The organism is Gordonia sp. NB41Y, from assembly GCF_030718915.1.
Taxonomy (GTDB): Bacteria; Actinomycetota; Actinomycetes; order Mycobacteriales; family Mycobacteriaceae; genus Gordonia; species Gordonia desulfuricans.
In genome coordinates this window covers 3804799-3817608 of record NZ_CP132196.1, presented here as the reverse complement: position 1 = coordinate 3817608, position 12810 = coordinate 3804799, and the positions used below count along the sequence as shown (strand labels likewise).

13 protein-coding genes are annotated in these 12810 nt (G+C 69.0%); 6 read left to right on the top strand and 7 right to left on the bottom strand.

Features of this window, described 5'->3' with window-relative positions; all coding sequences use genetic code 11:
* Nucleotides 1-29: 29 nt before the first annotated feature.
* Complete coding sequence (locus Q9K23_RS16470) at nt 30-1136, top strand: isochorismate synthase (RefSeq protein WP_261977623.1); 1107 nt, start codon at nt 30-32, stop codon at nt 1134-1136.
* A 22-nt stretch (nt 1137-1158) separates the two neighbouring features.
* Here the strand turns inward: Q9K23_RS16470 and Q9K23_RS16465 are convergent, their stop codons facing one another.
* The 3 genes from Q9K23_RS16465 to Q9K23_RS16455 are packed head-to-tail and all read right to left on the bottom strand — an operon-like array spanning nt 1159 to nt 3274.
* Nucleotides 1159-2364 carry an O-succinylhomoserine sulfhydrylase gene (locus tag Q9K23_RS16465; RefSeq protein ID WP_020790143.1) on the bottom strand — a complete coding sequence of 402 codons (1206 nt, stop codon included), beginning with the start codon at nt 2362-2364 and terminating at the stop codon, nt 1159-1161.
* Nucleotides 2361-2774, bottom strand: coding sequence for a rhodanese-like domain-containing protein (locus tag Q9K23_RS16460; RefSeq protein WP_053776084.1), 414 nt, complete (start codon nt 2772-2774; stop codon nt 2361-2363). Before Q9K23_RS16460 ends, Q9K23_RS16465 begins: the two co-directional genes overlap by 4 nt.
* Nucleotides 2771-3274, bottom strand: coding sequence for a hypothetical protein (locus Q9K23_RS16455; RefSeq protein WP_053776085.1), 504 nt, complete (start codon nt 3272-3274; stop codon nt 2771-2773). The genes Q9K23_RS16460 and Q9K23_RS16455 overlap by 4 nt, the downstream gene beginning before the upstream one ends.
* 178 nt (nt 3275-3452) lie before the next feature.
* On the opposite strand from Q9K23_RS16455, the gene Q9K23_RS16450 reads away from it, so the two are divergent.
* Nucleotides 3453-4448 (top strand): ABC transporter substrate-binding protein, encoded by a 996-nt coding sequence (locus Q9K23_RS16450; protein ID WP_053776090.1) that lies wholly within the window; start codon nt 3453-3455, stop codon nt 4446-4448.
* Between the two features lie 118 nt (nt 4449-4566).
* Nucleotides 4567-5958, top strand: coding sequence for an FAD-dependent oxidoreductase (locus Q9K23_RS16445; protein WP_053776086.1), 1392 nt, complete (start codon nt 4567-4569; stop codon nt 5956-5958).
* Nucleotides 5959-6042: 84 nt separating this feature from the next.
* Here Q9K23_RS16445 and Q9K23_RS16440 read toward each other — a convergent pair whose 3' ends face one another.
* On the bottom strand, nt 6043-6555 hold the full coding sequence (locus tag Q9K23_RS16440; RefSeq protein WP_053776087.1) for a hypothetical protein: 513 nt from the start codon (nt 6553-6555) through the stop codon (nt 6043-6045).
* Nucleotides 6556-6756: 201 nt separating this feature from the next.
* Between Q9K23_RS16440 and Q9K23_RS16435 the strand changes: the two genes are divergently transcribed.
* From Q9K23_RS16435 to Q9K23_RS16425, 3 genes are read left to right on the top strand one after another with little or no spacing between them, the layout of a single operon-like run.
* Nucleotides 6757-7791, top strand: coding sequence for an iron chelate uptake ABC transporter family permease subunit (locus Q9K23_RS16435; RefSeq protein WP_053776088.1), 1035 nt, complete (start codon nt 6757-6759; stop codon nt 7789-7791).
* Nucleotides 7788-8861 carry an iron ABC transporter permease gene (locus Q9K23_RS16430; protein ID WP_053776089.1) on the top strand — a complete coding sequence of 358 codons (1074 nt, stop codon included), beginning with the start codon at nt 7788-7790 and terminating at the stop codon, nt 8859-8861. The genes Q9K23_RS16435 and Q9K23_RS16430 overlap by 4 nt, the downstream gene beginning before the upstream one ends.
* Nucleotides 8858-9667, top strand: a complete 810-nt coding sequence (locus tag Q9K23_RS16425) for an ABC transporter ATP-binding protein (protein WP_020794386.1) — start codon at nt 8858-8860, stop codon at nt 9665-9667. The genes Q9K23_RS16430 and Q9K23_RS16425 overlap by 4 nt, the downstream gene beginning before the upstream one ends.
* A gap of 270 nt (nt 9668-9937) precedes the next feature.
* On the opposite strand, the gene Q9K23_RS16420 is transcribed toward Q9K23_RS16425, so the two are convergent.
* From Q9K23_RS16420 to Q9K23_RS16410, 3 genes are all read right to left on the bottom strand, one after another.
* The gene (locus Q9K23_RS16420) at nt 9938-10417 is read right to left on the bottom strand and encodes a DUF456 domain-containing protein (protein ID WP_020794226.1); all 480 of its coding nucleotides are present in this window, start codon (nt 10415-10417) and stop codon (nt 9938-9940) included.
* A gap of 11 nt (nt 10418-10428) precedes the next feature.
* Nucleotides 10429-12072 (bottom strand): formate-dependent phosphoribosylglycinamide formyltransferase, encoded by a 1644-nt coding sequence (gene purT / locus Q9K23_RS16415; protein WP_053776563.1) that lies wholly within the window; start codon nt 12070-12072, stop codon nt 10429-10431.
* A 366-nt stretch (nt 12073-12438) separates the two neighbouring features.
* Nucleotides 12439-12780: a UBP-type zinc finger domain-containing protein gene (locus Q9K23_RS16410; protein ID WP_053776561.1), complete on the bottom strand. Its 342-nt coding sequence runs from the start codon at nt 12778-12780 to the stop codon at nt 12439-12441.
* Nucleotides 12781-12810: the final 30 nt, after the last annotated feature.

Below are 12810 nucleotides of genomic sequence, written 5' to 3'. Positions count from 1 at the left end.
CTGCGTGCGGGCTCGGTAGGTTGGGTGAGGTGAGTCCTGACGTGTTCATCCTGTCCCGGCCGCACGGTGTGGTCCGGGCCGCCGGTGTCGTCCGCCGCTACCCGGATGCGGCCGCCGCCGCCCGCGATCTACGCGAAAGGCGGGTGGACTCGGTGGTCGGCGCACTCGCCTTCGACCCGCTCGAGCCCTCGGCCCTGATCGCCCCCACCGCGCTGCACCACACCCGTATCCCGCTGCCCGGCGCACAACCCACCACACGACGGTTGACCTCGGTCGTCGAGATCCCCGACCTGGCAACGCATCTGGCGCGCGTCCAGGCCGCCGTCGCCGCCATCGCCGACGGCGGTCTGGACAAGGTGGTGCTGGCACGCGCGCTCACCGGCCGGCTCGACGCCCCTGCCGACGTCGACGACCTGCTGGCCGCACTGGCCGGCGGCAATCACGAACACAATGCGTTCGCCGTCGACACCGGAACCGGCCGGCTGGTCGGGGCGAGCCCGGAGTTGTTGCTGCGCAAGCACGGTCGTGAGGTCACCTGCCTGCCCTACGCCGGCTCGGCGCCGCGCCACGCCGATCCCGCCGCCGATCGACGGTCCCGGGAGGCGCTGGCCGGCTCGGCCAAGGACCACCGCGAGCACACCTTCGTCGTCGAACATCTGCGTCGGCGACTGGCCCCGATCGCCACCGACCTCGAGATCGGCGGGCGGCCGGAACTGCTGTCGACCGGCGAGATGTGGCACCTGGCCACCCCGGTGCACGCGGTGCTGACCGAATCGGATTCCACCGCACTCGATCTCGCCATGATGCTGAGTCCCACCCCGGCCACCTGCGGTACGCCGGCCGACGTCGCGGCGCGGTTCATCCGGACACACGAGGAACCGCGCGGCCTGTATGCCGGTGCGGTCGGCTGGGCAGACGCCGCCGGCAACGGCGAGTGGATGGTCACCATCCGCTGCCTCGAACTCGATCGCACCGGGACCGGGGTGCGCATGTGGGCGGGCGGCGGGATCGTCGCCGGCTCCGACCCGCAGGCCGAACTGACCGAGACCACCGCGAAGCTGCAGACGGTGCTCAACGCACTCGGGGTCACCCTCGACGACCTTCCGGCCGCCGGGATGACCCCGCGTCAGAGCTGAATACCGATCGGGTCCGGGCGGTTCAGCCCAGGGCCTGATCGAGGTCGGTCAGGAGATCGTCGATCCCCTCCAGACCCACCGACAGCCGGAGTGCGGAGTCGCTCAGGCCGATCGCCGCACGCCCTTCCGGTCCCATCGCACGGTGGGTGGTGGTGGCCGGGTGGGTGACCAGCGACTTCGAGTCGCCCAGGTTGTTGGAGATGTCGATCACCCGCAACCGGTTGAGCACCTCGAAGGCCCGCTCCTTGCCACCGACGCCGTCGTGGTCGTTGAGCTCGAAGGTCACCACGGTGCCGCCGCCGGTCATCTGCTCGATCGCCAGCTCGTACTGCGGATGCGACTTCAGGAACGGGTACTTCACCCAGCGGACGCGCGGGTCGTCCTCGAGGAACTGCGCGATGCGCAGCGCCGAGGCCACCGACGCATCCACCCGCAGCCGCATGGTCTCGAGCCCCTTGAGCAGGGTCCACGCGTTGAACGGGCTCAGCGCCGGGCCGGTGTGCCGCATCAGGGTCTGCACCGGGCCGTCGATGTACTCGGTGGTGCCGAGCACCGCACCGCCCATGACCCGGCCCTGGCCGTCCATGTGCTTGGTGCCGGAATAGACCACCACGTCGGCCCCGAGGTCCAGGCCGCGCTGCAGCAGCGGGGTGGCGAAGACGTTGTCCAGCACCACCTTCGCGCCTGCGGCGTGCGCCAGCTCGGACACCTTGGCGACGTCGACGAGGGTCTGCATCGGATTGGACGGGGTCTCGAAGAACACCGCGTCGGCCGGCGTCGAGAGGGCCTGCTCCCACTGGGTGAGGTCCTCGCCGTCGACGAAGTCGGTGTGCACACCCCACCGCGGCAGGATCTCGTTGGCCACCACGAAACACGAGCCGAACAGGCTGCGCGCGGCGACGAGCCGGTCACCGGCCTTGAGCAGCGCACCGAGTGCCACGAAGACCGCCGACATGCCGCTCGCGGTGGCGAAGCACGCCTCGGCGCCCTCGAGCAGACGCAGTCGCTCCTGGAACATCTCGACGGTCGGATTCCCGTAGCGGGAGTAGACGAATCGCTCGTCCTCACCGGTGAAGGCACGCTCGGCGGCCTCGGCCGAGTCGTAGACGTAGCCGCTGTTGAGGAACAGCGCCTCGGAGGTCTCGAAGAAACCCGACCGCGTCAGACCGCCGCGCACGGCGAGGGTGTCGGCGGACACGCCCTCGGGAAGGTTCTGCCGGTAGATCACGACTGCCTCCACGGAAGGTCGAGGGCCCGCCAGCCCGCTCCGCCACGGTGGTCGAACTCGTCGAGCTGTCCTTCGAATCCGTCGACGATGTTGTACGCCTTGGCGATTCCGTCGGCGGTGGCGGCCTCGGCCGCGCCGATCGAGCGGTGCCCGGACCGGCAGATGAAGATCACCTCGTCGTCGTCGGCGATCCCTGCGTCACGCAGCTCGGCGACGAACGACTCGTTGGCACGACCCTCGGGGAATGTCACCCATTCGATGAAAAGTGTTTGCTTGCCCAGGATCTCGAGATCCGGGACGCCGACGTAGGCCCACTCCGGTCGGGTGCGACAGTCCACCAGCTTGGCCTTGGGATCGTTCTCCAGCTTTTCCCATGCCTGTTGCGGGGTCAGATCTCCGGCATATGTCATGCCTTGCACACCTTCCAGTTGCCGTCCTCGCGCACGACCACCGTGTCGACGGTGTGCGTCTGGTCGGACTTCTTGTCGAATTGCCAATGTACCTTCGCCGTCGCCCGGTCGCCGTCGACGGAGACGTCGGTGATCTCGGGGATGATCACCCGCCCGTTGGCCTCCAACGACGCCTGGTTCTCGGTGGTGAAGGTCTGTTCCGACGGGAATCCCGTCGAGGCCAGTTCCGCGGCGCAGGTCGACTCCCGATAGGCGGCGTAGTCGACGTTGTTGCGTGCGGTGTACTGATCGTTGATCGCGTACTGCACCTTCGCCGCGTCACTCGCCCGTTCCTCCGCGGGTCGGAACAGATACGAGAGCCCGATCCCGAGCGCCGCCAGGGCGACGACGACCAGCGCGACCAGAAATGGCCAGGCATTGCGCCACGAGGGCGGTGGTGCGTCGTCGGGTTGGGGGTCGGTGGGCTCCGGCGCCGAACTCCTGCGCGCACCTTTGGCCATGGCGATCAGTCTATCGACGCATGTCGCAGTAGTTGTCGCCGCCCTCGATCCGCCCCATCGGACCCGTCCGGTGCGTAAGGTGACCCTCACCAAATGGCCGGGGAGGGAGATCATGTTCACCAGTCGAGACCACCGCCGTCGCCGCGCCCATCTGTCGGGCATCACCCGCCGACACGGGATGGTCGCCACGCTCGCGCTGGCCACCGCCCTCGTCGTGGGTGCCTGCAGTTCTCCCGCCGAGGACAACGGCGGCGCCACCGCGCCCGCCCCGGAGGCCGGGGCGATCCCGGTCACCATCGAGCACCAGTACGGGTCGACCACCATCGACGAACCGGTCACCCGGGTCGCGGCGATGGGCGTGGGCGATGCCGACACCCTCCTCGCCCTGGGCGTGCAGCCGACCACCATCGCACCGTTCGCCGACCCCACCCAGCGGGTCACACCGTGGAATGCCGAGCTGCTCGGCGACAACCAGCCGGTGATCCTGCCGAACGTCTCCGCGGAGTTCGGCGCGATGATCCCCAAGACCCTCGCCACCGACCCCCAGCTGATCACCGCGGTCGGTGCCGCCCCCGATCGCGCCCAGTACGACAAGCTGACCGCGGCGGTCCCGACCATCGTTCGTCCCGCGAACTATCCCGACTGGCAGGTGCCGTGGGACGTCCAGGCCACCGAGATCGGCAAGGCCGTCGGACAGCCCAAGGCGGTCGCCGACAAGATCGCCCAGGTCAAGGCGCAGCTCGCGTCGATCCGCACCGATCACCCCGAGTTCGCGGGCAAGACGGCGGTGGCGGTGACCCGGTCGGCCGACGGCTCGATCTCGGTGTACGGCGCCGGCGACGGCCGCGGACAGACCCTGATCGACTACGGCCTCGCCTTCCCCGAGTCCCTGAAATCGACCATCACCAGCGGTTTCTACGGAACTCTGTCACCGGAGAACGTGTCCATGCTCGACGCCGCCGACATCGTCGTCGCCATCGACTGGCAGGGCTCCAACGCCAAACTGCAGTCCGACGCGGCGTGGAACCGGCAGCCGTTCGTGACCGGTAAACGAGTCGCGTACCTCGACCAGCAGGTCGGTTCGGCGATGTCGGTTCCCACCGTTCTGACCATTCCCTGGGTCGCCTCGCAGGCTGTCGAGCCGATCGCCACGGCAGCCACAGAAGTAAGGTGACCCTTAACCGGGATTTTGGCTCTGGGCGCGCAGCGCCTACCGTAGAAGGGATAAGCGTCGACGCACCGCCGTGCACCGCGGGCGTCGGAGACATCGAGAACCGAGGTACCGACACCTTATGACAGATCAGAGCCGTCCGTTGCGCGTTGCCATCGTCGGTGCGGGTCCCGCCGGGATCTACGCCGCCGACGCGTTGATGAAGTCCGATACCGCCAAGGATCGGGGCGTCAGCATCGATCTCTACGAGCGGATGCCCGCGCCGTTCGGCCTCATCCGCTACGGCGTCGCACCCGACCACCCGCGGATCAAGGGCATCATCACCGCCCTGCACAAGGTCCTCGACAAGCCGCAGGTCCGCCTGCTCGGCAACATCGACTACGGCACCGACATCACCCTCGCCGAGCTCAAATCGCTCTACGACGCGGTGATCTTCTCCACCGGCGCCACCGACGACCGCGCCCTCACCATCCCCGGCGTCGACCTCGAACGCAGCTACGGCGCCGGCCAGTTCGTCGCCTGGTACGACGGCCACCCCGACTTCCCCCGCACCTGGCCCCTCGACCAGGAAAAAGTCGCCGTGATCGGCGTCGGCAACGTCGCCCTCGACGTCGCCCGCGTCCTCGCCAAGACCGGCGACGAGCTACTCCCCACCGAGATCCCCGACAACGTCTACCAGGGACTCAAGGCCAACAAGGCCATCGAGGTCCACGTCTTCGGCCGTCGCGGTCCCGCCCAGGCCAAGTTCACCCCGCTCGAACTCAAGGAGCTCGACCACTCCCCCAACATCGAGGTCGTGGTCAACCCCGAGGACATCGAGTACGACGAGGGCTCGGCCGTGGCCCGCCGCTCCTCGAAGATCACCGACCAGGTCGCCACGATCATCGAGAACTACGCGATCCGCGAACCCAAGCAGGGCGCCATCCACAAGCTGTTCCTGCACTTCTTCGAGAACCCCACCGAGATCCTCGGCGAGGACGGCAAGGTCGTCGGGCTGCGTACCGAGCGCACCGAGCTCGACGGCACCGGCAACGTCAAGCCCACCGGCAAGACCACCGACTGGGACGTCACCGCCGTCTACCGCGCCGTCGGCTACCTCTCCGACAACCTGCCGGAGATCCCGTTCGACAACCAGGCCGGCGTCATCCCCAACGAGGCCGGACGTGTCTTCGACGAGGGCGCCCACATCACCGGCCTCTACACCACCGGTTGGGTCAAGCGCGGCCCCGTCGGCCTCATCGGCCACACCAAGGGCGACGCCAACGAGACCGTCGAATGCATCATCGAGGACATGACCAACGGTGCCCTCAACGTCCCGGCCGACCCGTCCGAGGACGCCGTGATCGCACTGCTCGAGTCCAAGAACGTCCCGTTCACCACCTGGGACGGCTGGTACCGCCTCGACGAGCACGAACGCTCCCTCGGCGCCGCCCAGGGCCGCGAACGCGTGAAGGTCGTCGAGCGTGAGGACATGCTCGCCGCGTCCGAGCCGGACAAGGCGCAGAAGGCCTGACGTGCCTCACACCCGGAAACGCCACGAGGGGCGACCGGAACTCCGGTCGCCCCTCGTCGCTTTCGTGAGAGGGAAAGCGCTCGGTCAGCCGGCGAAGTCGGCTGCCGCCTGCTGTGCCTGTGCCTGGGTGGTGTTGCCGCCACCGTTGTTCGGGGCCGCGACACCGCTCGGGGAGAAGATGTTGTCGATCTGGCGCAGGTTCCACCAGAAGCCGGCGTTGTCGATCAGGTTGTCGGCGTTGCTGGAGATGGTGTAGCCGGAGATCGACGACGGGAAGCAGCCGCGCCACACGGTCTTGATGGTCACCGAATCGCCCTTCTTCAGGGTCCGGACGAACTTCTTCTCGCCGTTGAACTCCTGCAGGGTGACATTGGGGAAGTCCGCACCCTGGGCGGTGACCTTGATGTAGCGGGTCATGTTCCAGATGCCGTCGGTCCAGGGCTGGCCGGGGGTGAACCCGAACTTGCAGAACACATCGCCGGTCAGGACCAGGTTGGGGGTCGCGGCCTGGGCCGGTGCGGTGGCGACGAACGATCCACCGGCGATTCCGGCGGCGGCGGCCACGGCGGCGACCGCACGCTTCATCGACTTCTTCATGTCACTCCTTCTTGCGTCGGACGGACCCGAAGATCTCGAGTCCACAGCGCCCGAGGGGGCACCGATGGTTACGTGAAGGTTTATCGCAGTCTCACAGGGTCCTGTTACCGATGATTCAGAAAAGTTGCCGTCCGGCGACTACTTCGTCATCCATATCAAACAAACCGGACATGGCGCCGGCGTGAGGTAAGGTTTCCCTTCGTGCGACGTGCGGCGGGGTTGATCCTGATCCTCGGGGTGCTGGTCGCGGGCACGATCGCCTCGGTTCTGATCGGCACGCGGGACCTACCCTTCGATGCCACCTGGAATGCGTTCACCTCCGGGTGTGCCGAGATCTGGCGTGCCGTGTTCGACCTGCGCGCCCCCCAGATCGACAAGTCCACCGACACCGCCGGGATCGTCTGGGATCTGCGCGTCCCCCGCACGGTGCTCGGCCTGATCGTCGGCGCGGCGATCGGTGCGGCCGGCGCGATCACCCAGGGCCACACCCGCAACCCGATCGCCGACCCCGGCATCCTCGGCGTCAACGCCGGCGCCGCCTGCGCGGTGGTCACCGGCGTCTACGTCTTCGGCATCTCGGCACCGCTGGCCTACATGGGTTTCGGCATGATCGGTGCGGTGATCGCCGCGGCCGCGGTGTTCGGGGTCTCGGCACTCACCGGCACCGGACCGATCACGCTGGTCCTCGCCGGTACCGGGTTGTCGGCGCTGCTCATCGCCATCACATCGGCGATCGTGCTCACCGACACCGCATCCCTGGACACCTGGCGGTTCTGGAGTGTCGGGTCGACGTCGGGGCGCGGCATCGAGATCTTCTGGGCCGCCATTCCGTTCGTCGTCGTCGGACTGGTGCTGGCGGTGGCCAGCGGCTTCTTCCTCAACATCCTGAGCCTCGGCGACGACATGACCAAGGCGCTCGGGTCCCGGGTGCTGCTGATCCGGGCGATCGGCATCCTCGCGATCACCCTGCTGGTGGGTGCCGCGACCGCCGCATGCGGACCGATCGTGTTCCTCGGGCTCGTGGTACCCCACATAGCGCGGGCGATCACCGGCCCCGACTACCGGTTGATCGTCCCGTTCTCCGCCCTGATCGGTGCGGCATTGCTGCTGGTCTGCGACATCCTCGGCCGGGTCATCGCCCGGCCGGGTGAGATCCAGGTCGGTGTGATGCTGGCATTCGTCGGCGCCCCGTTCCTGATCGCCATGGTCCGACGAACGAAGTTGACGAGCGTATGAGCATCCTCGACAGCCCCTCCCGGATCGTCCGTGTCGGCCCGACCGCCTGGGTCCTGCGTCCCCGCATGGTGCTCAGCGTGACCGTGGCGTTCGTCATCGCCTTCGTGCTGTTCCTGCTGAGCATCACGATCAGCGACTACCCGGTCACGCCGGCCGACGTGATACGCATCCTGCTCGGTGGCGGCACCCGGATCGAGAACGTCGTGATCCTCGACGACGCCGTCCCCCGCGCACTGGTGTCGGTACTGGTCGGCTTCGCGCTCGGGTTGTCGGGGTCGCTGACCCAGCTGATCGCCCGCAACCCCCTGGCCACCCCGGACATGCTCGGGATCACCGCCGGGGCCGGCATGGCCGCGGTCGCGGCCATCGCCTTCGGCTCCACCTGGGGTGCATGGCTGGCCGACCTGGGTGTGCCCACCGCCGCCCTGATCGGCGGGCTCGGGGTGGCCGCGGTGATGTACATCCTGGCCTGGCCGGGACGCAAGGCCAACAGTGCGATCAATCCGACCCGGCTGGTGCTGATCGGTGTCGGCATGACCTGGATCCTGCAGTCGGTGACGGCGTACTGGCTGACCCGCGCCGACATCCGGGACGTCGGGCGCGCGCAGGTGTGGCTGGTGGGTTCGGTGTCCAACACGTCGTGGGCGTCGGTGTGGCCGGTCGCCCTCGCCGTGGTCGTCGCCGTCGTCGGGGTGGGTGTGCTCGCCCGGCAGATCGATGCGATGACCCTCGGCAACGACCTGGCCCGTGGGCTCGGGGTGCGCACCATGGCGGTGTCGACGGCGGTGCTGCTGATCGCCGTGGTGGTGGCCGCACTCGCGGTGTCGGCGGCCGGCCCGATCGCCTTCGTCGCACTGCTCGCCCCGCAGATCGCGATGCGCCTGACCGGTAGCGCCGTGCCCACCCCGGTCGCGTCGGGTGCGATCGGTGCGATCCTCGTCGTCGGCGGCGACATCCTGGCCCGCACCGTCCTGCCCGATGGCCTGCCGGTGGGTATCGTGACCGCTGCCATCGGCGGCCCGTTCCTGATCTACCTGATGGTCTCGATCTCCCGAAAGGCCACCGTATGAGCAGACTCTCGGCCCGCGATCTCGTCGTCGGCTACGACGAGCGGATCATCATCGACGGACTCGACGTCGATGTGCCCGACGCCGCGGTCACCACGATCATCGGCCCCAACGGCTGTGGCAAGTCCACGCTGTTGCGGTGTCTGGCGCGACTGCTCCCGCCGAAGTCGGGGACGGTCCTGCTCGACGGCTCCGACATCACCACCCTGCGACCCAAGTCGGTGGCCCAGACCCTCGGCATCCTGCCGCAGAACCCGGTGGCCCCCGAGGGTCTGACGGTCCGCGATCTGGTCGGGCGCGGCCGGCACCCGTACCAGAAGTGGTATCGGCAGGCGTCGTCGGAGGACGAGGAGGCCGTCGACGAGGCGCTCGAGCTGACCGCGACCGCCGCGCTCGCCGACCGCACCCTCGATGCGCTGTCGGGTGGTCAGCGCCAGCGGGTGTGGATCGCCCTGGCACTGGCGCAGGGCACCGATCTGCTGTTGCTCGACGAGCCGACCACCTACCTGGACCTGACGCACTCACTCGAGGTGCTCGACCTGGTGCACTCGCTGAAGGTCGATCACGGCAAGACCATCGTGATGGTCCTCCACGACCTGAATCTGGCCGTCCGCTACAGCGATTCGCTGTTCGTGATGCGCGACGGCCAGTTGGTGGAGCAGGGGCCCCCGGAGTCGGTGATCAGCGTCGAACTGCTCGATCAGGCCTTCGGTCTGCGGGCCGAGATCATCACCGACCCCGTCTTCGGTGGTCCGATGATCGTGCCGATCGGGACGCACAGCGCCCGCAAGGTGCCCATGTCCGAGTGAGTTCGGCGGCCGCTGTCGGTCGCCGACCCACGATGGTCTCGAGTCGGGCCCCCGCACCCAACGATGGTCGAGCCGGGACCGAGCACCGCGAGGACCCGTGTCGAGACCTCCGCCGCCCACGCTCACACCGCGACCGCGCCTCCGCCCACCCACAAACCACCAGCCCCCCACGATGGTCGAGCCGGGACCGAGCCGCCAGGCGAGGACCCGAGTCGAGACCTCCGGCGGCCACCACACGAACGCAACCCCACCGACGCCGACAACCCACGCTCACAACGCGATCGCGCCACCGAGCCAGGTGCCTGCGGCGAGCAACCCGCCGAACAGTTCGATCCCGATCGTGTAGGCGGCCGCCCGGGACGCCGACACCGTCCCCCGCCAGGCCTGCGTCGTGGAGCGGGTGCGGACGAGCTCGGCGAGCATCGCACCGACGATGAAGCCGAGGAACAGTCCCACCACCGGGATCACGAAGAAGCCGACGATCCCGACGACCGCACCGACGACGACGGTGCGGTTGGGGATTCCGTCAGACCGCAGGACCCGGCCTGCGACAAGATATTTGACGGTCTCGGTGATCGCGATCAGAGCCACCGCGACACCGAGTACGGCCCATGCCCATCCGCCGACGATCGCCGCCCAGACCAGGATCGCCACGACGACCAGCAGCGTCCCCGGGATCACCGGGATGACGATGCCGAGCAGCCCGATCAGGATGACGACGCCGACGATGATGTCGCCGTAGAGCGGCATCGACGCGCCGCTCAGTCGACGACGGCGCGTGACGGGTCGGTGGTCGACTCGTCGGGTGCGGGTGTGGGAGCTGCCGGCGGGGCGACGGGCGGACGACCGCCGGCCTGATGCGGCGGGCCGGGCGGCGGGAAACCCCGGCCCGGCTGACGCGGCCCCGGCGGAGGTCCGACCGGGGGACGGCCCGGTACGCCACCGGCCGGGCCCACCGGAGGACGCGGAGGCTGTTGTGCACCACGCGGTCCCGGCGCGGGCCGACCCGGACCGTGCGGTCCGGGGCCCTGCGGACCGGGCGCTCCGGGGCCCTGCGGACCGTGTGCTCCGGGACCCTGCGGACCGGCGGGCGGGACCGGCGGACGGGTGGGCATGACCGGCGGAACCGGTGCGGGCGCACCGTGTTTGGCCTCGCGACCGCTGACCGGGGTGACGATCGAGGCCGCCCGCACCGCACGTTCACGGGCGGTGGCGACGTCGTCGGCGGTGGCGGTGACCACGCCCATGCGGCGCCGGTGGAAGCTCTCCGGCTTGCCGAAGAGCCGAATGTCGGTCTCGGGCACCATGAGTGCCTGTGCGACGTCGGTGAAGCCGATCGCCTTCTCGTCGAGCTGGCCGTAGATCACCGCCGACGCACCGGGTGAGGCGAGGGTGACGTCGACCGGCAGTCCGAGGATCGCGCGGGCATGCATCTCGAACTCGCTGAGCCGCTGGGTGGCCATCGTGACCAGGCCGGTGTCGTGTGGTCGCGGACTGACCTCGGAGAAGTACACGTCGTCACCCTTGACGAACAGTTCCACGCCGAAGATCCCACGGCCGCCGAGCTTTCCGTCGCCCATGGCGGTGGCGATCCGGGCCGCGATCGAGGTGGCCGCGCCGAGTGCGTCGGGGCTCATCTCGTGCGGCTGCCAGCTCTCCACGTAGTCGCCGCCGACCTGCTTGTGTCCGATCGGCGCACAGAAATGGGAGGTGATCCGACCGGTCGCGGGGTCGATCGCGCGCACGGTCAGCAGGGTGATCTCGAAGTCGAATTCGACCCAGCCCTCGATGATCACCCGATCGGTGGCGACGCGGCCACCGGTGGTCGCGCACTCCCATGCGGCGGTGATGTCGTCGGCGCTCTTGATCACCGTCTGGCCCTTGCCCGACGACGACATCACCGGCTTCACCACACACGGGTAGCCGATCTGCTTGACCGCGATGGTCATCTCTTCGAGCGAGCCGGCGAACAGGTACGGCGAGGTCGGCAGACCGAGTTCCTCGTCGGCGAGCCGCCGGATGCCCTCACGGTTCATCGTGGCCATCACCGCTGCGGCGGTCGGGATCACCTCGGCCTGGCCGCGTCGTTCCACCACCTGCAGGGCCTCGGTGGCGATCGCCTCGATCTCCGGCACCACATAGTTCGGTCGGTACTTGTCGACCAGGGCGAGGATCGCATCCGCGTCGGTCATGTCGACGACCTCGGCGTGGTGGGCCACCTGCTGTCCCGGCGCCCCCTCGTACCGGTCCACCGCGATCACCTCGACGCCGAGGCGCTGGAATGCGATGACCAGTTCCTTGCCGAGTTCACCGGCGCCGAGCACCATGACGCGCGTCGCGGTGGGCGAGTTCGGGGTTCCGATGACGTCGGGCGGCCCGACCGACGACGGACGGGTCGCCTGCATCCGGGTCGGGGCGTCGGGGGCGGGCTTCGGCTCCGGCGCCGCCGGGGCGGCAGCGGCCGGCTCGGCGGGCGCGGGTGCAGCGTTCGCGGCGGGCTGTGCGGGAGCGTTCGCGGCGGCCGGAACCCCCGACTCCGCCATCGCGTCCGGGGTCGACTTGTTCAGCGAGGGCCGGGCGGCCTCGGGCGCCGGATCGGCCGCGGGTGGCGGCACCGCAACGACGGGCTCCTGTGGCGTCGGAGTCGACGCGCTGCTCTCGGGGTTCGAGGTCATCCCCGAATTCTACGTGGCGACCCGATCATCCGGATGCGGCACCACGGGAGTCGCATTGCGGTTTCACAACGTCTCAGACCTGCAGAAACCCTGTGTTCAGCCCATCACCTCGTGGACGTAGCACCACCGCCACCGCTCACCCGGTTCAGCCGAACGCATGACGGGGTGTCCGGAGTCGTGGAAGTGCGCGGTGGCGTGCCGGCGCGGCGACGAGTCACAACACCCGATGTGACCGCACTCGAGACACTTACGCAGGTGCGACCAATGGTGCTCCCCCATCGCCACACAGTCCTCGCACTCGTCGGCCCGACCGGTCGCGGCGGGCGGATCGGCGGCCTCGTCGACGCCGATCGTGCCGAGTTCCGGACAGCGTGCCGCGGCACCGCCGGCCTCACCCGGTGCGTCGTTCCCGCCGTTGCCACGTCCGAACATTCGCATGGGCCCATTATCCCCACTAGGTTCGAGCGC